At 70.9% G+C, this 20,919-nt stretch carries 21 protein-coding genes; 15 read left to right on the plus strand and 6 right to left on the minus strand.

Features of this window, described 5'->3' with window-relative positions; genetic code table 11:
- Nucleotides 1-213 precede the first annotated feature (213 nt).
- The gene (locus tag ACFWU9_RS05000) at nt 214-357 is read left to right on the plus strand and encodes a hypothetical protein (RefSeq protein WP_384314965.1); all 144 of its coding nucleotides are present in this window, start codon (nt 214-216) and stop codon (nt 355-357) included.
- Nucleotides 358-384: 27 nt separating this feature from the next.
- On the opposite strand, the gene ACFWU9_RS05005 is transcribed toward ACFWU9_RS05000, so the two are convergent.
- Entirely contained in the window at nt 385-783 is a 399-nt protein-coding gene (locus ACFWU9_RS05005; protein ID WP_384314966.1) for a winged helix-turn-helix transcriptional regulator, read from the minus strand.
- A gap of 118 nt (nt 784-901) precedes the next feature.
- Between ACFWU9_RS05005 and ACFWU9_RS05010 the strand changes: the two genes are divergently transcribed.
- From ACFWU9_RS05010 to ACFWU9_RS05030, 5 genes are all read left to right on the plus strand, one after another.
- The gene (locus ACFWU9_RS05010; RefSeq protein WP_384314967.1) at nt 902-1,765 is read left to right on the plus strand and encodes an SDR family oxidoreductase; all 864 of its coding nucleotides are present in this window, start codon (nt 902-904) and stop codon (nt 1,763-1,765) included.
- A gap of 366 nt (nt 1,766-2,131) precedes the next feature.
- Nucleotides 2,132-2,902, plus strand: a complete 771-nt coding sequence (locus ACFWU9_RS05015) for an NPP1 family protein (RefSeq protein ID WP_384314968.1) — start codon at nt 2,132-2,134, stop codon at nt 2,900-2,902.
- A gap of 195 nt (nt 2,903-3,097) precedes the next feature.
- Entirely contained in the window at nt 3,098-4,390 is a 1,293-nt protein-coding gene (locus ACFWU9_RS05020; RefSeq protein ID WP_384314969.1) for an MFS transporter, read from the plus strand.
- Nucleotides 4,391-4,547: 157 nt separating this feature from the next.
- Entirely contained in the window at nt 4,548-5,096 is a 549-nt protein-coding gene (locus ACFWU9_RS05025; protein ID WP_384314970.1) for a hypothetical protein, read from the plus strand.
- A 124-nt stretch (nt 5,097-5,220) separates the two neighbouring features.
- Nucleotides 5,221-6,687, plus strand: coding sequence for a hypothetical protein (locus tag ACFWU9_RS05030; protein ID WP_384314971.1), 1,467 nt, complete (start codon nt 5,221-5,223; stop codon nt 6,685-6,687).
- 20 nt (nt 6,688-6,707) lie between these two features.
- Here ACFWU9_RS05030 and ACFWU9_RS05035 read toward each other — a convergent pair whose 3' ends face one another.
- Nucleotides 6,708-7,718: a GlxA family transcriptional regulator gene (locus tag ACFWU9_RS05035; protein ID WP_384314972.1), complete on the minus strand. Its 1,011-nt coding sequence runs from the start codon at nt 7,716-7,718 to the stop codon at nt 6,708-6,710.
- A gap of 173 nt (nt 7,719-7,891) precedes the next feature.
- Here ACFWU9_RS05035 and ACFWU9_RS05040 point away from each other — a divergent pair, with 173 nt between their 5' ends.
- The 3 genes from ACFWU9_RS05040 to ACFWU9_RS05050 all read left to right on the plus strand — a co-directional run bounded on the left by ACFWU9_RS05040 (nt 7,892) and on the right by ACFWU9_RS05050 (nt 9,448).
- Nucleotides 7,892-8,323 carry a Rid family hydrolase gene (locus ACFWU9_RS05040; protein ID WP_384314973.1) on the plus strand — a complete coding sequence of 144 codons (432 nt, stop codon included), beginning with the start codon at nt 7,892-7,894 and terminating at the stop codon, nt 8,321-8,323.
- A gap of 79 nt (nt 8,324-8,402) precedes the next feature.
- Entirely contained in the window at nt 8,403-9,056 is a 654-nt protein-coding gene (locus ACFWU9_RS05045) for a class I SAM-dependent methyltransferase (protein ID WP_384314974.1), read from the plus strand.
- Nucleotides 9,057-9,181: 125 nt separating this feature from the next.
- Nucleotides 9,182-9,448 (plus strand): hypothetical protein, encoded by a 267-nt coding sequence (locus ACFWU9_RS05050; RefSeq protein ID WP_384314975.1) that lies wholly within the window; start codon nt 9,182-9,184, stop codon nt 9,446-9,448.
- 95 nt (nt 9,449-9,543) lie between these two features.
- On the opposite strand, the gene ACFWU9_RS05055 is transcribed toward ACFWU9_RS05050, so the two are convergent.
- Nucleotides 9,544-10,410 (minus strand): LLM class flavin-dependent oxidoreductase, encoded by an 867-nt coding sequence (locus tag ACFWU9_RS05055; protein WP_384314976.1) that lies wholly within the window; start codon nt 10,408-10,410, stop codon nt 9,544-9,546.
- A 141-nt stretch (nt 10,411-10,551) separates the two neighbouring features.
- On the opposite strand from ACFWU9_RS05055, the gene ACFWU9_RS05060 reads away from it, so the two are divergent.
- From ACFWU9_RS05060 to ACFWU9_RS05075, 4 genes are all read left to right on the plus strand, one after another.
- Nucleotides 10,552-11,307, plus strand: a complete 756-nt coding sequence (locus tag ACFWU9_RS05060; RefSeq protein ID WP_384314977.1) for a response regulator transcription factor — start codon at nt 10,552-10,554, stop codon at nt 11,305-11,307.
- Entirely contained in the window at nt 11,294-13,381 is a 2,088-nt protein-coding gene (locus tag ACFWU9_RS05065) for a sensor histidine kinase (RefSeq protein WP_384314978.1), read from the plus strand. The genes ACFWU9_RS05060 and ACFWU9_RS05065 overlap by 14 nt, the downstream gene beginning before the upstream one ends.
- A 101-nt stretch (nt 13,382-13,482) precedes the next feature.
- The gene (locus ACFWU9_RS05070) at nt 13,483-13,920 is read left to right on the plus strand and encodes a hypothetical protein (RefSeq protein ID WP_384314979.1); all 438 of its coding nucleotides are present in this window, start codon (nt 13,483-13,485) and stop codon (nt 13,918-13,920) included.
- A 174-nt stretch (nt 13,921-14,094) separates the two neighbouring features.
- Nucleotides 14,095-14,706 (plus strand): class F sortase, encoded by a 612-nt coding sequence (locus ACFWU9_RS05075; protein WP_384314980.1) that lies wholly within the window; start codon nt 14,095-14,097, stop codon nt 14,704-14,706.
- A gap of 43 nt (nt 14,707-14,749) precedes the next feature.
- Here the strand turns inward: ACFWU9_RS05075 and ACFWU9_RS05080 are convergent, their stop codons facing one another.
- From ACFWU9_RS05080 to ACFWU9_RS05090, 3 genes are all read right to left on the minus strand, one after another.
- The gene (locus ACFWU9_RS05080; RefSeq protein ID WP_384314981.1) at nt 14,750-15,328 is read right to left on the minus strand and encodes a hypothetical protein; all 579 of its coding nucleotides are present in this window, start codon (nt 15,326-15,328) and stop codon (nt 14,750-14,752) included.
- 362 nt (nt 15,329-15,690) lie between these two features.
- Complete coding sequence (locus ACFWU9_RS05085; RefSeq protein ID WP_384314982.1) at nt 15,691-16,563, minus strand: DMT family transporter; 873 nt, start codon at nt 16,561-16,563, stop codon at nt 15,691-15,693.
- A 239-nt stretch (nt 16,564-16,802) separates the two neighbouring features.
- Nucleotides 16,803-18,884, minus strand: coding sequence for a neutral/alkaline ceramidase (locus ACFWU9_RS05090; protein WP_384314983.1), 2,082 nt, complete (start codon nt 18,882-18,884; stop codon nt 16,803-16,805).
- Nucleotides 18,885-19,125: 241 nt separating this feature from the next.
- Here ACFWU9_RS05090 and ACFWU9_RS05095 point away from each other — a divergent pair, with 241 nt between their 5' ends.
- Together ACFWU9_RS05095 and ACFWU9_RS05100 are read left to right on the plus strand one after the other, a co-directional pair.
- Complete coding sequence (locus ACFWU9_RS05095; RefSeq protein ID WP_384314984.1) at nt 19,126-19,992, plus strand: GNAT family N-acetyltransferase; 867 nt, start codon at nt 19,126-19,128, stop codon at nt 19,990-19,992.
- Between the two features lie 143 nt (nt 19,993-20,135).
- Nucleotides 20,136-20,918 carry a GPP34 family phosphoprotein gene (locus tag ACFWU9_RS05100; protein ID WP_384314985.1) on the plus strand — a complete coding sequence of 261 codons (783 nt, stop codon included), beginning with the start codon at nt 20,136-20,138 and terminating at the stop codon, nt 20,916-20,918.
- Nucleotide 20,919: the final 1 nt, after the last annotated feature.

The raw sequence follows: 20,919 nt of genomic DNA on the forward strand, positions 1-20,919 counted from the left end.
CGGCGCCTCGTGACGGGCGGTGGCCCGGCCATGGGGGGAGAGACGTGGAAAGACTCGTGGGGTCAAGGGCGTTCGAGCGAGCGCCGATGGGCTGCGGTGTTACCGCGACGAAACGCATGTCTCGGTGGGCCGAGACATTAGAGCGCCGCGTGGGGACTGTCCAGAGGTTCGGTACGAATCTCTAGAACTTTCTGATGATTCATCAAAAGGTGTGTGGGATCTGTGGAGGCGACGATGGGGCGTCCGGGGGTGGAGAGGGAGCGCGACGGTGTGGCGGGGGACGGTGTGCGACGGGCCGCGTTCGCGCTCTCGTGCGCGGGCGTGCCCGCGATCACCTGTATGCGGGTCCTGTGGTGATCGCGGTTGCGAAGGAAGGGCCTGGCGTCAACGCGCCTCGGCCCGCGCGGCGGCGGCGCGTGCCTCGTCGTACTCCTCGCGGGCCGTGAACACCGCGTCCAGCCGCCGCTCCGTCCAGCGCGCCAGCTGCCACACCTGCTCGGCCGCCTCCCGGCCCAGGTCCGTCAGCGAGTAGTCCACGCGCGGCGGGATCACGGGCTTGGCGTCCCGGTGGACGAAGCCGTCCCGTTCCAGGGTCTGGAGCGTCTGGGCGAGCATCTTCTCGCTGACCCCGCCGATCTGGCGGCGCAGCTCGCTGAAGCGGTGCGAGCGCTCCAGCAGCGCGGCCAGCACCAGCACACCCCATCGGCTGGTGACGTGCTCCAGCACCAGCCGGGAGGGGCACATCTGCCGGTTCACATTGGGCAACGTGACGCTTTCGCTCATATCGGTACCTTACTTCAAGGTGGGTACTTCCTCAAAGTAAGTGCGATCCATATCGTTGGTGGAGCGAGCTCGAAACGGCTCCAACCGTAACCAGATATATGAAATGGGTAACCACCTCATGAGCATCGTCGTCACCGGATCGACCGGACACCTCGGCCGTCTTGTCATCGAGTCCCTTCTGACCTCGGCCGTGCCGGCCGCCGGGATCGTCGCCGTCGCGCGGGACCCGGAGAAGGCCGCGCCCCTGGCGGCGCTCGGTGTCGAGGTGCGGATCGCGGACTACGACAGCCCCGCGACCCTCGCGGACGCCTTCCGGGCGGGCGACCGCGTCCTGTTCATCTCCAGCAGCAGCGTGGACGGCCGCCGGGTGCGGCAGCACACCGCCGTCATCGACGCCGCGCGGGCGGCGGGCGTGGCGCAACTGGCGTACACGGGTGTACTGGGCGGCCCCGACGCCGACTTCGACCTTGCCGCCGACCACAAGGAGACCGAGCGCCTGATCCTGGAGTCCGGGCTGCCGTACACCTTCCTGCGCAACGGCTGGTACACCGAGAACTACACCGGGAACCTCGCCCCCGTGCTGGAGCACGACGCGGTGGTCGCCGCCGCGGGGGAGGGCCGCGTCGCCAGTGCCCCCCGGGCGGACTACGCCGCGGCGACAGCCGCCGTACTGACCGGTGAGGGCCATCTCGACAAGGCGTACGAGCTCTCCGGCGACACGGCGTGGTCCTTCGCCGAGTACGCGGCGGAGCTGTCCCGCCAGACCGGCCGCACGATCGTCTACAACAACGTCCCCGCCGAGACCATGGTGGGCATTCTCGTGGGTGCCGGCGTGCCGGAGCCGATGGCCCCGGTCCTCGTGGATGTGGACAAGGCCATCGAGCGTGGCCGCCTCGCGGTCGCGACGGGCGACCTCGCCCGTCTCTCGGGCCGCCCCACGACGCCGCTGGCCGAGTCGATCGCGGAGGCTCTGAAGTCCTGACCGTCCCGGCCCCGTAACGCCACGCGTGTCCGGGGGGGTTGGGGGTCCGAGCCGTCACGGGGGTAGGGGCGGCTCCCCGACGAACGCGTGGGGCAGGCGACTTGACGATAGTGGAGGAGGGGCGTCCGTGGTCCGGGCGCCCCTCTTCCCTTGCCCGGACGTCAACGCGATGTCATCGCCACGGCACCCCGCGGACACCGAGGCCTCCCAAGCGGCGCAGGCCCAACTCGCCCACCCCCGCTATTGGTTGATCTTTCATCATGCTGACACCTCCTGACGCTCGATAGGTCAACAACGACCCAGAAGCTGATCCGAGCATGTCAAAATGACCGACGCCCCCACGTTGCGGTCGATCAGGAGGACGCAGTGAAGAAAAACTCGCGCATCCGGAATATCTCACTCACGCTTGGCAGCGCCCTCGCGCTGATCATCGCGTTTCCCGGCAGCGCTTTCGCAGCCGATCCCCCCAGCGCCCTTCCGGCCAACGCCGACGGCTTGGAGCAGACGTTCCAGCCGGCGTTCGACTACGACACGGACGGCTGCTACTCCACCCCGGCCATCGGCCCCGACGGCACCATCAACCCGGGCCTGAACCCGAGTGGTGCCCTCAACGGCCAGTGCCGTGACTCCTGGGACCTCGACAACACCAACGGATACTCGCGCGCCAAGTGCAACAACGGCTGGTGCGCCATCATGTACGGCCTGTACTTCGAGAAGGACCAGGCCGTGGTCGGCAGCGGGCTCGGCGGGCACCGCAACGACTGGGAGCACGTCGTGGTGTGGGTGCAGAACGACCAGGTGCAGTACGTCTCCACCTCGGCCCACGGCAATTTCGACATCCACACCCGTGACCAGATGCGGTTCGACGGCACGCACGCGAAGGTCGTCTACCACAAGGACGGCATAGGCACGCACGCCTTCCGCGCGGCGAACAGCAACGACGAGCCGCCGGAGAACCACAAGGGGACATGGCAGTTCCCCAGCCTGGTCGGCTGGAACGGCTACCCGGCCGGTCTGCGCGACAAGCTGAGCCAGGCCAACTTCGGCAGCGCCGTCTTCGGCCTCAAGGACGGCAACTTCAACGGCCACCTGGTGAAGGCCAAGCCGGCCGGTATCCCGTTCGACCCCAACGCGTGAGGTGAGCGGGCCGGGGTGCGCGAGGCACTCTCGGGCGCCATGTGATCCCCGGCCCGCCTGCTAGCTTGACCGCGTGTTCCTCTTCCGTGCGTAGGACCCCGTGAAGACCGCGACGGCTTTCCGTCGCGGTCTTTCGGCGTCCCTGTACGGCTCGCGGCGCCCGAATCGCGCCGCCCTCCCCGAGGAACCGCACCGATGTCTTCGTACGCCGCTGTCCTGCGGACCCCGCACGCCCTGAGCACCTTCGCCGCCGCCCTGCTCGGCCGGCTCTCGTACGGGATGGTGTCGCTCTCCCTCGTACTGTCCGTGAAGGACGCCACGGGGTCCTTCACCGTCGCCGGCACCACGCTCGCTCTCTTCGGCGCGACCGGTGTCGTGCTCTCGCCCGTACGGGCCTCCTTGGTCGACCGGTACGGTCCGCGCCGGGGGCTCGTACCGATGGCCGCGCTGTACACCGCGCTGCTGACCGTGCTCGCCCTGGTCACCAAGGAGGGCGGCGGGCCGGGCGGGGCGGGGGCGTTTGGCACCTCCGGCACCTCGGGCGCGCTGGTGGGGGTGCTCGCCGCCTGCGCCGGGGCCTGTGCGCCGCCGCTCGGCCCCACGATGCGGACCCTGTGGGGGCAACTGCTGCCGGACCGGGGGATGTTGCGGCGCGCCTACAGCCTCGACGGTGTCGCCGAGGAACTGCTCCTGGTCGCCGGCCCCCTGCTCGTCGGGGTCCTGGTGGCGTACCTGGAGCCGGCGGCCGGAGTCGCGGCCAGCGCCGCGCTCGTGCTCGTCGGGACGGTGGCGCTCGCCCTGTCGCCCGTCCCCTTCCCGGTGCGGGCGTCGGAACGGCGGAGGGCGGGGGAGCGGGGGCGGGCGCCACGCGAGCCTGTGCCCCGCACCCGGCCGCGCGGTCCGGGGCAGCCGGTCGTGGCCGCCGCCGGTGTCGGTCTCTGTCTGGGCGGGCTCGAACTGCTGGTGGTCGCCTTCACCGACGACCGGCACCGGCCCGCTGCGGTGGCCTGGGTACTGGCCGCCCTCTCGGCCGGCAGCGCCGTCGGCGGCCTGGCGAACGGCGCCGTCTCCTGGCGATCGGCGGCCCGGCCGAGGCTCGCCGTCATCTGTGCCGCGCTCGGCGTCGCACTGGCGGGCGCGGGTCTCGCCCCGAACGTGTACGCGCTGGGCGCGGCGGCGGCCCTGGTGGGGCTCTTCGTCGCCCCGGCGCTGATCACCGCCTATCTGATCGCGGACGAGGCCGCCGCCCCCGGTGCCCGCACCCGGGCGGGTGCCTGGGTCAACACGGCGGTGAACGCGGGGAGTTCGGGCGGTACGGCCTTCGTGGGCCTGCTGGTGGGCAGAGTGCCACCGGCCCTCTGCTTCGTCCTGGTGGCCGTACCCGCGCTGCTCTGCGCCGCCGTGACGCTGTACGGCATACGGGGGGTCGCCACGGTGCAGGAGCCGGCGGAGCGGCCGGAGGGCGACGGCGCCGGTCAGCCGTCGTGATCTGTTCCGGGCGCGCCGGGCGGTGGGTCGTCCTGGACACCCGACGGCGGCGCCCGCCCGTTCGCGACACCCGGCGCCGCAAGAAAAATGCCCAGGGTCGAGGCACCGATCAGGGCTACTCTCGCTCGCACTCCGAGTGCGAGCGAGAGGACCCCTGATGAGCCGCCCCCTTCTCTATCTCGACGTGGACGGCCCGTTGAACCCGTACGCCGCCAAGCCCCACCGGCGCCCGTTCGGCTACACGACGCACCGGATGAAGCCCGAGGGCTGGATCGCCCAGCACCCGGGCATGCCACGGTCCTCCGTGCGGCCCCTGCGGGTCTGGCTCAACCCCGACCACGGGCGCCGGCTCCGGGAACTCGCCGGGCTGTACGACCTGGTGTGGGCCACCACCTGGGGGAGGGAGGCGAACGTGTTCATCGGGCCCGTCCTCGGGCTGCCCGAACTCCCCGCGGTGGGCTGGCCGGCGATGTACGAGGCGGGACCCGAGGAGACGTTCTGGAAGACGCGGGACCTCGTTACGTACGCCGCCGGCCGGTCCTTCGCCTGGGTCGACGACGAACTGGGAGACCCCGACCGGTCCTACGTCGCCGCCCACCACGCGGGATCCGCGCTGCTGCTCCGGATCGACCCCCGGCTCGGGCTGCTGGACCCCGACTTCCGGGCGCTCGACTCCTTCGCACGCACGCTGGGGCGCGGGACTTGACCCCCCGTGGTGTGTCCGGCGTCCCTCGGGGAGGGAGGCCGTGCCGGGCCCCCGAACAGGGGCCCGGCAGGGCAGGAGGCCTGGCCGGCGGGCAGGGACGGGAGGTCTACTAGGGTTGCTGCGTATGACCGACCGCGTACTACGTCTTCTTCGCACCCGCCCCGATCTCGCCGCGATCGCGGCCTTCGTGTTCAACTTCGACGTGGCCCGTACCCACCACGTCGAAGAGGTCCATCTGGCATCGGGGGCGTCGCTGGAGCCCATCGCGGGGGACGACACGGGCGGTACGTACTTCCTGTGCGGGGGAGCGGCCGTGCTGTACGCCTCCTCCGAGGGCGACGCGGTGCTGGTCGGCGACAGCGTCACCGACGCGGTGGAGGCGCTCGTCCGACTCCCCTGGTACTGCGAGGACCTGTCCGGCGACCTCGACGAGGAGCGGATCCGCGCGGCCGTCGACGCGGCCGACGAGGAGGCGCGCGAGGAGTTCGCGCCGGAACTGCACTCGCAGCGTGCAGCGTTGCTCACCGGACTGGGGCTTCCCGACCGCCCGCTGACCGAGCTCCTCGCCATGAGGGAATCGGCCGCGGCACGCACCGAGCCCGACCATCTCCTCCTCAACTCCCATGAACTGCTCGCCTATCAGCTCACGGACAGCGCGTCGCGGCGCCCGCCGCTGAGCGACATCGTGCTCGGTCCCGGCCGGGACGCGCTCGCGCGGTTCCGCGCGGGCGAGCCGGGGATGCCCGAGAAGGTCGTGGCGGACGCGGTGCTGCGCGCCGGGGTGATACGGGCGGCACAGTACGACCGTCAGGACGGCGACCTGCCACTGCTGCGACTGCTTCTGGAACGCGAGACGGCCGAGCGGAGCGAGTGGTTCGCGGAGCGCGGTATCGCGGCGATGCTGGTGGCGCTGCGCGGCCAGGAGGAGGATCTGCCACTGGTGCGGGCCGCCACGGACGGACGGGCGGTCGGCGGCAGGGGCGCCCCCGACTGGGCGCGCACCGTGGACGCCGAGCGCCACGGCCGGGACCCGGCGACGGAGAGCCCCTTCACCTGGATCGAACTGGCCCGTCGGCAGGGCCGGACCGAGCACGCCCGGGTGGCGCTCATCCGACTGCTGGACGACACCGGCCCCGACGCCGACCGTCTCGGCGCGCTGAGCGAGGCCCTTGAACGCATCGGCGACCACGCCCAGGCCGCCCGCGCCCAGTCCTGCTACCTCTCCCTCCAGAACACCGACTGGGACCGGGCGGGTTCGGCGTACGCCCTCGCCCGTCTGGAACGCCGGAAGGGCGATCTCGACGCGGCCCGGCGGGCGTTGGAGCGCTCACGTACGGCGGTCACGGGCTCCGGGCGGGATGAGACGGTCGCGCAGTGGCACCGGCGCGGCCTAGGCCGCATGATCACCGAACAACATCTGGAACTCGTACTCGCGGCGGCCGAGGCCGGTGATTCCACACTCGCGCGCGAGACGATGACCCACGCCGAAGTCCTGCTGTCGACGATTGCCAAGCAGTCGGCCAAGGCGCTCAGCGAACTGTCCACCCGGGCGAAATGGGCGGTGGCGGCACTCGACGGCCGCCAGGGCTGAGGGCGGGTCCGGCTCTCGCGTCAGCCGCTGGGCAGACGCTCTTCCTCGCGAGGACGCGACGAATCGCCTTGGGTGTGCAACTTCCGGTAGGCGGAGGGGGTCACTCCCACCTCGCGCCGGAAAATGCTCCGGAAGTTCGCGGCTGTCCCAAAACCCGTCGCGCCGGCGATCTTCTCCACCGACCAGTCGGATTCCTCGAGAAGCCGGCGCGCACCCGTCAGCCGCTGACGCGCGACCCAGTGCATGGGAGGCATCCCGGTCTCACGTACGAAACGGCGGATGAAGGTCCGGCGCGAAAGGAAGCTGTGGTCCGCCATCTGCTGGACCGTGATCGGTGAGCCGATATTGCGGATCACCCATTCCCGTGTCGCGCGCAGATCGGCACGAGAGGGACTGAGTGTTTCCGCGTACTGCGGCTCGTTCCCGTTACGCGGAGGGGTGACGACGACGTCCTTCGCCACCTCGTCGGCGACCGCGGCACCGAAATCGGCCTGAACGATATGGAGACACACATCAAGTCCCGCGCCGGCGCCCGCGGACGTAAGAATTGCCCCGTCCTCGACGAACAACCGATTCTCGACGACATCGACCTCGGGGTGCATCGTCCGAAGCAGCTCGGTATACTTCCAATAAGTCGTGGCTGTCTTTCCGTTCAGCGTTCCGCTGGCGGCCAGTGCGAAAACGCCGGTACAGACCGCGACGATACGGGCGCCGCGCTCGACGGAGGCCCGTAGCGCGTCGAGATAGTGCGCCGGGACGGGGAGATGCGGGTTCTCGTAGCCGGGAATCAGTACAAGATCGGCGCGCGCCATCGCGGCGAGTGGGTGGGTCGGCCTGATACCGGCGGCAACGTCGACGTAGGACGAGCTGTCGCCCGAATCATCGACGAAGTCGAAATCATCGTCACCGCACACAATGACTTCATAGCCGGCATGCTGACCGAAAACATGCGCCGGAATGCTGACGTCCAGCGCGTAAAGCCGCGGCACCGCGAGGATTGCGACAACTGTCTTGGCATCTCCGGAAGGCAATTACGCTCCCTTGTCTCCGCTTATCGCGTCAAGGGTAACCCACGGGCGATGCCCACAGAACGGATGCCCGCTCCGGCACGATCCTTGCCGTAAGTGGCACGAGTGGGTCTGGCCCACCGGGAACGGTCTCCATAACGTTGTGAACGAACCCACCTTCCGAAGATCGGAGCGCAATGAGCAACGCGAACAAGGTCGAAAGCTTCGGAGTCCCCTGGGAGGAGGGTTACGGCTACGTCCAGGCGCTCAAGAACGGCGACACCATCTACCTCTCCGGCCAGGTCGCCCACGACGGCAAGCGCCTCGTCGCCCCGGCGCCGGTCAACGAGGACGGAAGCGTCACCGATTTCACCAACATGCGGGAGCAGTTGCGCCAGTGCTACGCCAACGCGGCGGAGCTGCTCGGGCGTTTCGGCGCGTCGATGGACGATGTGGTCGACGAGGTCCTGTACGTCCTGGACGCCGACGCGGGCAACGCGGCGGCAGGCCCCGTCCGCAAGGAGGCTTACGGCCGCCCGGACCCCCAGGTGACCAGCACCATGATCGGCACGACACGGCTCGCCTTCCCGGAACTGCTGGCGGAGGTCAAGTTCACGGCCCGAGTCTGAGGCGGGGGCCGCTCGACGCGGGGCGATGCCGACCAACTGGGAGCCGGGGCTGTCAGTCGCCCGGTCTAGGGTCCCTCGCATGGCCGAGCCCTCCTTTCTGACCGCCGTCCGTGAGTCGTACGACACGGTCGCCGCCGACTACGTCGAACGCGTCCCTCCTCCGGGCGAGATGGACCCGCTGTCACGCGCGATGCTGGCGGGCTTCGCCGAACTCGTGCGGACGTCGGGACTGGGGCCGGTCGCGGACCTGGGGTGCGGCCCGGGGCGCGTGACGGCGCATCTGGCCGGGCTGGGGGTGTCCGTCCTCGGCGTCGACCTGTCGCCGAAGATGGTCGGGCTGGCCCGGCACGCCTATCCGGACCTGCGGTTCTCCGTGGGCTCGATGACCGAGCTGGAGATGAGGGACGACGGCCTCGGCGGCATCCTGGCCTGGTACTCCACCCATCACACACCCCCGCGGTGGCTGCCGGACGTGTTCGCCGAGTTCCACCGCACGCTCGCACCCGGCGGCCACCTGCTCTGGGGAGGCTACGTCGGCGACGAACGGCTGCGGCCGACCCGGGGCTACGGCCGTCCGGTGTCCTACGAGTCGTACCTCCTGCCCCTGGACCGCATGGTCGAGCTGCTGGCGCAGGCCGGACTCGTCGTCACCGCGCGACTGGAGCAGGAGCCCGGCGGCCGGGTCAACAGACCGCACGCCTGCCTCCTCGCCCGCAAACCCCACACGCCCTGACACGGCACCCTCCCCCGGCGGGGCCCGCTCGGCCGGAGGCGTATCGCCTGGCTCGCCGGCCGGGGGCCCGGGCCAGGACGGGCCAGGCCCCAGGGGTTGTCAGTGGTGGCTGGGATGCTGACCCGATGGACGAACTGATGCGGCGGCGGGTGTACGGCGCCGACCATGAGGACCCCGACCCGGGGCCGCGGCCCGGGCGGGTGTACCGGGAGCTGTGCGCCGGGCCGTTGGACGGGCTGTTGCTCGATGTGACCGGGTGGACCGAGGAGGAGCTCGGCGCCGGCGCGATGCTGGTCACGGAGATAGGGGCGTACGGGCCGGGGGGCCGTACCGGTTACGGGCCACGCCCCGGTGATCCGTGGCGTTGGGACTGGGAGGGCGACAGCCCGTGAGGGGGACGGGAACGAGATCGGCCACCTCACCGTGACCACGGCCCCCACGCCTGGGGTGAGGCGATGCGGTGCGGGCTTCCCCGGGGGTGACGACGTCAGATCACCGGCGGCCCCGCCTCGATGCGGCGCAGCACCGGGGCCAGGCGGTCCAGGTCGGGGCCGGTCTGGATCTGCCGTTCGTCCCACCAGGTGGCGCCCGCGTCGTGCAGCGGACCGATCACGTCCTTGGCCCTCGCCGGGTGCAGGGGCGTGGCACCGCCGAGCACGAACTCGAAGGACGAGTCGGCCCCGGCCGCCGTACGCTGCTCACGTACGTAGCCGATCAACTCCCGTACGTCGGCCGCCTCCGGCGTATGACCGTGCCGGGCCGTCTCGAACAACGGCACCGCGCCGTCCCACCGCGCCGCACGCCGCATGGGGGCACGACGTGGCCAGAAACCGCCGATCCACACCGGCGGACGTGGCTGCCCCACGGTGGCGGGCAGCAGCGTCACGTCCCGGACCTCGTAATGGCGACCGTGGTGGTTCACGGGCTCACCGGACCAGAAACGCTCCAAGAGGTCCAGTCCCTCGTCCAGCCGCTCGCCGAGCACGCGTGGCTCGGCGGTGTCGCCGAAGCTGCGGTATTCGTCCTCCACCGGCCCGCCCAGGCCCGCCGCGAAGATCACCCTGCCGCCGCTGAGCTGGTCCAAGGTGGCCACCTGGCGCGCGAGTTGCTGCGGGCGGTAACGGGGGACCGGCGTCAGCAGGGTGCCCAACCGGATCCGCGAGGTCGCCAGCGCGGCGGCGGTCAGCAGCATCCAGGGGTCCCCGAAGGGACGACCCTGGTGGTAGCGGTGCAGCACGTGGTCCCAGACGAAGAGCCCGTCCCAGCCCGCCTGTTCGGCGGAGGCCGCCACGGTCGCGACGGTACGGGGGTCGGCGAAGTCACCGAAGTTGGGGATGTTGATGGAGAAGCGCATCCTCGCAGGATGCGCAAGCGGCCGTGAAGGCGCAACGGGATTCGCATCTCGCGGCAGCGCCGGCCGCCCGCCCCCCGGACCGGCCCCCGCCAACGACCGCTCGCTACCGCCTCCCACACCCCGGTCGCTACGATCGCCGACGTGCGCGCAAACATCGTGGTCGCCGAAGACGACGCGAAACAGTCCGAATTGGTGCGCCGTTATCTGGAGCACGAGGGACACACGGTCACAGTCGTCGGAGACGGCCGTGCCGCTCTCGAAGAGGTACGACGCGGGGAACCCGACCTGCTCGTCCTCGATGTGATGATGCCCAGGACCGACGGGCTCGACGTGGTGCGGATCCTGCGCGCCGAGTCCCGGGACGTGCTGGTGCTGATGCTGACGGCCCGCAGCACCGAGGACGATCTGCTGCTCGGTCTCGATCTCGGCGCGGACGACTACATGACGAAGCCCGTCAGCCCCCGGGAGCTGACGGCCCGGGTACGTACGCTGCTCCGCCGCAACCGTCGTACCGGCGTCACGCGCCCCGAGCCCGCGCCCGCAGCCTCCCACGGGACGCTGTCCGTGGGCGCGCTGTCCGTCGGCACGCTCAGCATCGATCCCGCCCGGCACGAGGTGTCGGTCGGGGGAACGCCGGTCGTGTGCACACCCGGCGAGTTCCGCATCCTCACCGCGATGGCCACGGAGCCCGACCGCGTCTTCACCCGGCAACGGCTCCTGGAGGAACTCCATGGCTTCGACAAGTACATCAGCGACCGCACCGTCGACGTGCACATCATGAATCTGCGCAAGAAGATTGAGCAGGCGCCGAGACGGCCCGTCCGGCTGCTGACGGTGTTCGGCGTCGGCTACAAACTGACGGACCCCGCCAAGAACGTGCGCCATGCCCGGTCCTGAGCGGCCGAGGCGTCTGCGAGCACGGCGCGGGCCGCACCTCCCCCTCCGCAGGAGTCTGCTCGGAAGGCTGCTGACCGTCTCCGTCCTGGTGGCTTCCTGCTCGGTCGCCGCCACCGCCTGGCTCGCGGTGCAGACGACCTCGGGAGCGATCCGCCAGGAGCAGGGGCAGGACCTCAGCTCCGACGCGAAGATCTACGACACACTGCTGGGGTACGCGGCGACCCACCCCGGTTGGGAGGGCGTCGAGTCCACCGTGCGCGAACTGGCCGCGAAGTCCGAACGCCGGATCGCGCTCACCACCGAGGACCGGCGCCTTCTCTTCGACTCGGCGGACGATTCGCCGTCCTCGTCCGGTACCGCGTCGACTCCGCTTCCGGCCCAGGCATCGGCCGTCGTCGACCCGCTCTCCGTCGACACCGTGTTGGTGCCCGAGGCCATACCCGCCGGTGCGGACCGTGTCGATCCGCGCGCCGTGGGCCCCTTCCTGCTGCCCCCGGCGGAACGCGACGAGTTGCGTGAGACCGCCCGTGAGGATGTCGCGTGCCTGGGGGCGGTGGGCATCGCCGCCGACGTGGTCGAGAGCCCGAGCGGGCGGCCCCGTATCGAGTTCGTCGGCAGTGATCCGGGCGGTACCTGGGAACTCAAGTGCCAGACGGCCGACGCCTCGCCCACGCCCACCGAGAAGAAGGCCATCGACGAACTCGACGAACTGGCCGACGCCTGTCTGAAACGCCAGGGGCGGGCCGGTGTCACGTTGAATCTGGATCTGTCCTGGGACAGGGGGTACGACGGGGACCCGAGCGACGAGAAGAGGCCCGAAGCGGGCACCGGCCTCGGAGACGCGCAGGCGGCGGCCGAACTGACGGCGATCGAGAAGAAGGCGGCCGACGCCGCCGCGGCCGCCGGGACCAAGGGGCGGGTGGGCGGACCGAACGACAGCGTGTACGACCGGGCCATCGCCTCCTGCGTCGGCAGTGCCCGCCGCGAGCAGCTCACCGCCTATGTTGCCGCGCCCGCACTGCTGTTCATCGAGGGAACGGGCGCCGTCGGTGTGCCCGGCTTCGACCTCTCACCGGAGAACACCGCACGCATCGTCGGCGTCACCGCCCTCGTCCTGGCCCTCACCGTGGGGGCATCCGTGATCGCCGGAACCCGGCTCGTACGCCCCTTGCACGCGCTCACCGGCGCCGCACAGCGGATGCGGGACGGGCTGGACTCCGCGCCGGTGCCGGTCGGCCCCGACAACGAGATCGGACGGCTGGCCGCCACCTTCAACGACATGGCCGAACACCGCGCCCGCCTTGAGGAGCAGCGCAAGGTGATGGTCAGCGATGTCGCCCACGAGCTGCGTACGCCGCTGAGCAACATCCGTGGCTGGCTGGAGGCGGCACAGGACGGACTGGCCGATCCGGATCCGGCGTTCGTCTCCTCGCTCCTGGAGGAGGCCGTCCAGCTCCAGCACATCATCGACGATCTCCAGGACCTGGGGGCGGCGGACGCGGGCGCGCTACGACTGCACCCGGAGCAGGTGTACGCCGACGAACTCATCGGCCAGGTCGCCGCGGCGTACCAGGGACCGGCCGAGACCGCCGGGGTCACGCTGACGGTCTCGGATACGGTCTCGGCGGTGGGCGCGGGCCGAAGCGGGCCCTCGCTGTACGCCGACCCCGTCCGACTGCGCCAGGCGGTCAGCAATCTCGTTTCCAACGCCCTACGTCACACACCGTCAGGGGGCCGGGTGATGTTGCGTTCGTACGCGACCGGTTCCGGGGACGAGGTGGCGCTGGAGGTGGCCGACACCGGCACGGGAATCCCGGCGGCGGACCTTCCGCATGTTTTCGACCGCTTCTGGCGCGCGGAGAAGTCCCGGAACCGGAGCACGGGTGGCAGCGGCCTCGGCCTGGCGATCGTACTCAAGCTCGCGGAGGCGCAGGGCGGCACGGCGGACGTGGTGAGCACGGAGGGGCAGGGATCGGTCTTCACCCTGCGGCTGCCGGCCACACCCGCCGACGCCTCCGACGCCCGACCCGACCGCCCGGCGGCGCCGCCTGATGCGATCAACATGACGCTCTGACAGCTTCTTCACAAGTGACCGTCAGCCTGGGGTCCTGCCCGGAACCTGGCGCGATTCGGCGCTCAGGTACGACCGATCGCGGGCTGGAAGTGGAGCCATACATGTCACACCGTCACCGCCTGAGTCTCGCCGTCCTGCCGGCCGTCGTGGCCGGCGCGATGTTCGTCCCCGTCTCCGCGGCCGTCGCCTCCGAGGCGGCCCAGACGCCCGTCACCTCGGTGGCGGACGAGCCGCCCACGGACAAGACGGCGGAGGAGAAGAAGGCCGCCGACGCCGAGAAGGCGGCAGAGGACCAGAAGACCCTGGAGATGAAGAAGGCCGAGGACGCGAAGAAGGCCAAGGCGGGCGTCATATCCGAGGAGGACGCGAAGAAGGCGAAGGCTGGCCAGTACCCCAAGGGCCCCGTGGCCGCGGGCGAGGCCCCGGCCGCGGACGGCGGATCGGCCACCCTCGTCGGCTCGGCCGCCGGAGCGCTGCTCCTCGCGGGCGCCGGCACCTTCGTCGTACGGCGCCGCTCCGTCGGGCGTCGCGGAATCTGACCCGCCACGACCGTGGCGCCGTCCTTCGCGGGGCGGCGCCACCCCGTACGTACGAAGGATCAGCCGTCGCCCAGAGGCGCTGTCCACCCCTCAGGCTGTCCGCTCGTCCCGTCCTCTCCGGCCTGCGCCCGACGACAGGCCCCCCGCTCTCCCGGTCCCGTTCTGGAGCCCGTCGTGTCGCTTGCCCGCCTCGCCCGTGTCGTCCCCGTGGTCCTCATCGTGCTGACCGGTTGCTCCTCCGCGGCGGACAGGGTCTCCCACGAACCGGCCACCGGGGCCGGAGCCCCCGACCGCACCGCCGTCGGCGGCCCTTCGGCCGGAACTCCGGCGGGAGCCGGACGGCACGCGGCTCCCGTCGAGGTCGAGATCCCTTCGATCGGCGTGAAGAGTTCCCTGATGGAGCTCGGTCTCAACACCGACGGCACCGTCGAAGTGCCGCCGCCCGACAAGGGCATGACCGCCGGCTGGTACACCGGCGGCGCCGCGCCGGGCGAGTCCGGCACGGCGGTCATCATCGGCCACAACGACACCCGGTTCGGCAAGGCGGTCTTCCACGACCTGGAGAAACTCACCAAGGGCGCGGACATCAGGGTCAGGAACAGCCTGGGCGAATCGGCGAGATTCACCGTCACGGACTCCGAGAGCGTCAGCAAGGACTTCTTCCCGACCGAGAAGGTCTACGGCCCCGCCCGGGGCCATGCCCTGCGACTGATCACCTGCGACGGCGAACTCGACGCCGACGGCCACCCGGTGAACAACCTGATCGTCTACGCGACGCTGGACTGACGCCGCCGCAAGCCGGTCCCGGAACGACGGCCCGGCGGCCGGGTCAGTGGGACACGATGTGGATGATCGCCGTGCCGTTCCCGCCGGCCGCCGCCTGGATCACCACGGCGTCGGGCTGCTTGCCCGGGCGGGTGGCTGCTCCCAGTCCGCCGCAGGAGTTGCCGCTGCCGGTGGTGCGGAGGACCGTGACGCAGCCCTGTCCCGGGCCGGTCGCGGCGCTCTGGGAATGACTGTTGCCGGACTTCACGGTGTACTCGATCTTGTTCTCGCCGACCTCGGTCACCGACACGGTCGCCGGACCCGCCGGACCCTTGATCGGGAACGTCACCGGCCCGGACACCGTGATCTCACAGTCGCCGTCCGCACACGCGCTTGCGTCGCCGCCGTCCGCCGCCGACACCGACGGCCGGGCGGGGGAGGCCGAGGTCGGCCGCTCGGGCGAGGGAGTCGCGTGGGCCCCGCCCTTCCCGTCCGACCTGTTTGCTCCCGCTCCGTCGGTCTCGTCCGAGCCGGCGCATCCGGCCACTGTCAGGGCGGCGAGCGCGGTGAGTGCGGTGAGGGACGCGAGTCCCCGCCGATTCGGTTGCTGCCCTCGCAGCCTGCGTACGGAAGTCGTCGCCATGCTGTCTCCCCGTGATCCGGTTTGCTCTGGTGCCGGGCGCCGCCGGGATCTGCTCAGCGGGTGAGCGGAAGTGCTGTGCGGTCAGTGATCAGAATTCCCCGTCGTCACCTTCGTCACGCACCGTATCCGTCTCATCGGCCCGTACGAGGGCGGGCCGACGCGGCCTCCACGCGCCCCCGGCGCACCCGCCTCGGCGCGGGCTTGCCGAGGGCACCTGAACGGCCTTTCCGACGCGCTCACATGCCTGGCTCCCGGCGGACGCCCCGGCCCGAAGCCGTCAACGAGCCGGGGCGTGTCCGGAGATCCGCACTGGCCCCTGACCTGATGTCAGGCCCTAGCTGTCCGACCTCAGACGGCGGATGTCAGTGGGCCCGGCGTTTGCGCGGGGAGGTGCCCCCCGCCAGCGGCGAGCGCGCCAGTTCGATGCAGCCCGCCGTGATGAGGGCGACCGCGATGAACTCGGGCAGCAGCCACCAGCCGGTACGTACGCTCTCGCCGAACAGCGTCACCCCGTACGTGATGCTGATCAGCGCGTCGCCGAGCGTCAGCATCGGCTGCGACGCCACGAGGGAGCCCGCTTGGAGGGCGTTTTGGAGGAGGAAGAGCGCCCCGACTCCGGCGACACCCGTGGCGTACAACTGCCAGGAGGAGAAGAACGCGCCGATCCCGGCACCTTCCTCCAGCCGGGCCACTGCGTCCTTCAGAAGCGCGGCGGTCAGGGCGTACGCGCAGGCGGCGGCGAGACCCAGCAGCGCGGCCCGGGTGTTCCGCCGCGTTCTGAGCGCGGCGATGATCACCAGTGTCTCGAAGATCCCGGTGATCACCAGCGCCGGGACCCAGGAGAGCCCCCTCACGGTCTCGCTGCCCCCCGTGGGCGCGGACGCGCCGAGGCCGATCGCCAGACCGACGGTCACCGACGCCACGCCCAGCCAGGCGGTGGGCGCCAGCCCGGAACGGAAGGCGTAGCTCGCGATCAGCAGGGTCAGGGGCAGCTCGATGACGAAGATCGGCTGTACGACGGCGATCGGCCCGGTCGCGAGGGCCACCCCCTGGCAGATCGCGGCCACGATCACCAGCCCGATGCCGGCGAGCCAGACGCGCTTGCGGAGCAGATGCCCGATCAGCGACAGGCGCATGACGTCGGAGTCGGGCAGGGTGGAGGCCGCGCGCCGCTGGAGCACGGCGGCGCAGGCGTTGCTGATCGATGTCAGCACGGCGAAGAGGACACTGATCACCGGCCCATCATGCGGGCGGCGGGCGCCGGGGCTGCTCTCATCGGGGGCGATGCGGCCGTGCGGGGGCCGAACGGGTGAACGGGGACGCGCCGGGGGACAGTTCCCGGAGTCCGGCGATCGAGCATCGGCGCGCGGCTGACACAACCCCACGCGAGCACGCCGGGCCGGCCGCGCGCGTCCGCTGCCGGCCCGGCGACCCTGCGCTCAGCCCTCCGCTGTCAGTTCCGCGCAGCGCGCTATCAGTTGACGGTGAACGTGGGCGACGCTCCCGTGAACGGCGTGATCTTCCCCAGGAGGTTCTTCGAGTCGCCGTGGTGCACGATCCGGTACGTCCCGGGAGCCGTGTCCGTGCCGATGTCCCAGGTGATCGTGGCCTTCGACGTGCCGGTGAGCCCGTTGATGCGGGTCCAGCGGTACGTGGTCCGCCAGTCACCGTCGTCCAGCACCCGCACCCACGTCCCGTCGACCTGCCGCTGGACCTCCAGGAAGGTCCCACCCCGGCGGACGTTGTTCTTCGGATGTCCGGTGGCGAACTCGACCGTCGCCTTCGAGCCACGGGCGTACGACGCCTGCGGCGGGGTCATCACACCGCCGAACGCGGCTCCGGGCGGCGGGTTGTCGTACACGACGCCCGTCTGGAAGTTGAACTGTCGGCCCGAATTGTCCGGCGGCGCCGTACCGCGTTCGAGCGCGGTGCCCTCGCGCAGGGACGCCGCGACCCGGGCGTACTCCTGCTGGAAGGCGGGCAGCGTGTAGCGGCCGTAGAGCGTGGAGCCGCCCTCGTACTGCTGGGTGTCGTACTCCTCCGGTGTCGTCACGTACTGGCTGTAGGAGTTGGCGTACCCCTGGAGCAGCACCCGGTCGAGCGGGACACCGAGCTGCTCGGCCACGGTCCGGCGCACCCGCAGCCCTGAGGTGATGGTGAACTCGCCCGGCCCCGCGACCAGATGGAGCTCACCGATCTTCATGATCTGGAGCGGCAGGATCTTCGGGGTGACCGGGTGGACATTGCTCAGCAGGCCCGTGGGGACCAGGCTCGCCTTCGGGTACTGGCAGGTCGCCAGCCAGGCCGGGGTGTCGATCTGCAGCGCCTCGATGATGGAGGCGACGGGGGTGCGCATGCCCTCCTCGAAGCCGGGGATCGCGGGCCCGTCCTCGATACTGCCGGCGAGCGTCGACGCTCCCACGACGGCGGGACAGGTGCGGTGCTCCTGCCCGTCCGGGGTGTACGCCCCGTCCACCGTCACGTTCTCCATGTCGACGTACGCGAGCCGGGAGTCCACGGCCCCGCTGATCGGCTTCGCGTCCTGGTAGATCGCGCGGGCCTTGTCGAGCTGCCGCTCACCGATGATGCGCGCGTTCTCGAACTCGTCCTCGGTCGGGCCGGATCCCGGCTTCAGATTGAGGTTGGGGGACATGTCGCCGGCGTTGGTGTTGGGGAAGGCGGCGACGAACCCGGGTGTGTTGTCGAGATAGCGCACACCCTCCAGGTCGTGCTCCCATGAGTAGGAGGCGTAGCCCTTGTTGTCGGGGCTGATGAGCGTGTTCTTGTTGGTGATCGAGGTGTTGTGCGTGGCGAACCAGCTGATGGCGCCCGCGTCCTTGTCGCCCTGCCGGAACCGCAGCACGGTCATCGCCGGGTCGATCCCTCCGGGGAACGCGGCGCGGTCGGCCGCCGGATTGCGGTCGAAGGCGGTACGGGACCGGTTGACGCTCGCGTTGGTGAGCGTGCCGGTGCCCAGGCTGATGGTCCCGGGCTTCAGGTCCTCGTGTGCCTTGACGACCGACTCGACGATGCCGTCGACGATGGCCCGGTAGGTGCCGCTCTGGAAGCCGAGAACGGAGAGGTTGTACGCGACGTCGTGCGAGTAGCCGCCCGGCCCGGAGTGCGTGTGCGTGGCGGACAGCAGCACGTTCTCGTCGCCGTACAGGCTGCCGTAACGCTCCTTCAGGCGTGCGACGACGCCCTGCTGGACCGACTGGAAGATCATCGCGAGGTCGGCGTTGACATACACCACGCGCTTGCCGCTGGTCCGGTCGGCGACGACGAACGCACGCGACCGCTGCCGCTGATGGATGCCGGAGGTCTTCTGGTCGAAGCTGGAGTAGCCCATCATCCCGGTCTCGGCGGCCTCGCCGGTGACATCGGCGATTCCGCGCCCGACGAGGTAGTCCCCGTCGCCGGCCGCGCTCGCCGTGCCGCCTGCGGCGCCCGAGGCGAGTGCCGGGGGAGGCGCGGTGAACGACGCGGCTCCCAGGGCCGCGACGAGGACCAGGACGGCGAGTCTGCTTCTGGACGGACGGGCGGTGGGGGGTGACATGGGACCTCCTGGGCGGGGAGCTGACTCCGGCCGACCGGCCGGGCGGAGTACGACGGGACGCCCGGCCCGGGTGGGCGGGCCGGGGACGGTGCCCCGACGGTAGAGGCGGGTTGCCCGCCGCGCATAGATCTCTACCGGCCAGTACGCGCGCCCTGTTCTCGGTACGGCCCGGAGACCGGGTACCCGGCACGGATCGGAAATCAGATGCCGAACCCCGGTGCGATGGTGTCGGATCGGGACCATGGCAGTTGAGTTGGGCAAGCCGGGAGCCGACGGGCTGAACGCGGTTGTGGGCGTGCTGCGGGAGTGGCAGTACGAGGGGGCGCCGATGCAGTTGCATCCGGGGGATCTGGGCTGGTTCTGGCGGTCGGGCGCGGAAGCGACCGCCGAGGCGGTCAGGACCTGGAGCCGGGGCGGACGGCTTCTCGCCGTCGGGCTGCTGGACGGCCCCGGGCTGCTGCGGCTGACGATCGCCCCGGACGCGACGCGCGACGAGGAACTGGCGAGGAAGTTGGCCGGGGACATGACCGAGCCGGAGCGCGGAGTTCTGCCCCGGGGGAGGGTGAACGTCGAGACGCCGAGGGGTGCGCTGGTCCACGAGCTGCTGTCCGAGGACGGCTGGAAGGACGACGAGCCGTGGACGCCGTTGCGCCGCGACCTCACGCAGCCGGTGAAGGACCCGGGTGTGCGGATCGAGTCGGCCGGTCCGGAGCAGGCGGGCGTGTATACGGCCGTACACCGGGGAGCGTTCGACGGGTCGCGGTTCACCGAGGAGCGCTGGCACGCGATGGCGTCCGGACTGCCGTTCGCCGACGCGAGGTGCCTGACCGCCTACGACGGGCGGGGCAACGCGGTGGCGGTGGTGACGGTGTGGTCGGCGGGTCCGGGGAGGCCCGGTCTGCTCGAACCGATGGGCGTGCACCGGGAACACCGTCGTCTCGGCTACGGCGAGGCGATCAGCGTCGCGGCGGCGGCAGCGCTCCGGGAACTGGGCTCGTCGAGCGCGCTCGTCTGCACCCCGAGCGCGAATGTCGGCGCCGTGGCCACCTACAGGGCGGCCGGATTCCAGCAGTGCGCCGAGGTCAGGGACCAGTACCGCGACGCGTAGACCCCCGCCCCCGGTGTGCGGGGGAACGGCCGTGCGATGCTCCCGGTCGTGGAGTGCAACCGCCATGGTCCGTGCGGCGTTGTCATGGGTAGTCCGAAGCGTCAGCACCGCGACCAGGGGGTCTCGCGATGTACGACCGGCCGTTGCGCACTCTGCCCGAGCACCTTCTGCTGGCCTGCGCGGATCCGGGCACGGGCGAGATCAGGCGTCCCGACTTCTTCGACCGGGTCCTGTCCGGAGCCGTCCTCGCCGAACTGCAACTGTGCGGTGCCATCACCGTCGAAGATCTGCGCATCACCGAGCTCAGACCGGTCACGCTGGGCGAGGCGGTGCTCGACTCCCTCTCCGGGCAACTCGTGACCCACATACGAAGCGGCCAGCCCGACACCGGGCAGGCCCGCCTCGTCGGCCCCCGGGAGAGCCTGGAGGCCCTGCGCCCGGAACTGCCCCGTGGGGTCGTGGCCCGTCTGGCGGCGGGGTTCCGTATCGGCATCGCCGCGTCGCTGACCAAGCTGACGCTCGAAGGCTGGATCCGCTCCTGGCCCCACTTCCGTGACATCGAGAAGCGCTACCTGGAGGCGATGGAGACCCGAGGGCTGTTGAGGGCCCACCGGCGCCGCGTCCTCGGTCTCGTTCCCCGTACGACCTGGTACGTCGTGTCGCCCGACGACGCCCGGCGGTCCGTCGCCGAGATCACCGACGCCATCCGTACGGTCGTGTACGGGACGGGGCCCGGCGCGCCGTCCCCCCGCGCGGTCTGTGTGGTCGCCCTGACAGGCGCGGCCGGCCTTGCCGCGCGTATGTATCCGGGCCGCGAGTATCGCGACCTCCTCGACCGTATCGAGCGGATCACAGAGGACCATCCGATCGGCGCGGCCGTGGCAGCCGTCAGGAACTTCGACGAACAGGCGCGGAAGGCCGACTGAA

It is taken from the genome of Streptomyces sp. NPDC058653 (assembly GCF_042716895.1).
Lineage (GTDB): Bacteria > Actinomycetota > Actinomycetes > Streptomycetales > Streptomycetaceae > Streptomyces.

Coding starts and splice junctions, on each gene's coding strand:
- ACFWU9_RS05065 (WP_384314978.1), top strand. CDS start 11,294: ATGCCCGGTCCTGAGCGGCCGAGGCGTCTGCGAGCACGGCGCGGGCCG.
- ACFWU9_RS05025 (WP_384314970.1), top strand. CDS start 4,548: ATGAGCCGCCCCCTTCTCTATCTCGACGTGGACGGCCCGTTGAACCCG.
- ACFWU9_RS05080 (WP_384314981.1), bottom strand. CDS start 15,328: ATGGCGACGACTTCCGTACGCAGGCTGCGAGGGCAGCAACCGAATCGG.
- ACFWU9_RS05020 (WP_384314969.1), top strand. CDS start 3,098: ATGTCTTCGTACGCCGCTGTCCTGCGGACCCCGCACGCCCTGAGCACC.
- ACFWU9_RS05055 (WP_384314976.1), bottom strand. CDS start 10,410: ATGCGCTTCTCCATCAACATCCCCAACTTCGGTGACTTCGCCGACCCC.
- ACFWU9_RS05030 (WP_384314971.1), top strand. CDS start 5,221: ATGACCGACCGCGTACTACGTCTTCTTCGCACCCGCCCCGATCTCGCC.
- ACFWU9_RS05095 (WP_384314984.1), top strand. CDS start 19,126: ATGGCAGTTGAGTTGGGCAAGCCGGGAGCCGACGGGCTGAACGCGGTT.
- ACFWU9_RS05005 (WP_384314966.1), bottom strand. CDS start 783: ATGAGCGAAAGCGTCACGTTGCCCAATGTGAACCGGCAGATGTGCCCC.
- ACFWU9_RS05045 (WP_384314974.1), top strand. CDS start 8,403: ATGGCCGAGCCCTCCTTTCTGACCGCCGTCCGTGAGTCGTACGACACG.
- ACFWU9_RS05090 (WP_384314983.1), bottom strand. CDS start 18,884: ATGTCACCCCCCACCGCCCGTCCGTCCAGAAGCAGACTCGCCGTCCTG.
- ACFWU9_RS05010 (WP_384314967.1), top strand. CDS start 902: ATGAGCATCGTCGTCACCGGATCGACCGGACACCTCGGCCGTCTTGTC.
- ACFWU9_RS05050 (WP_384314975.1), top strand. CDS start 9,182: ATGGACGAACTGATGCGGCGGCGGGTGTACGGCGCCGACCATGAGGAC.
- ACFWU9_RS05040 (WP_384314973.1), top strand. CDS start 7,892: ATGAGCAACGCGAACAAGGTCGAAAGCTTCGGAGTCCCCTGGGAGGAG.
- ACFWU9_RS05070 (WP_384314979.1), top strand. CDS start 13,483: ATGTCACACCGTCACCGCCTGAGTCTCGCCGTCCTGCCGGCCGTCGTG.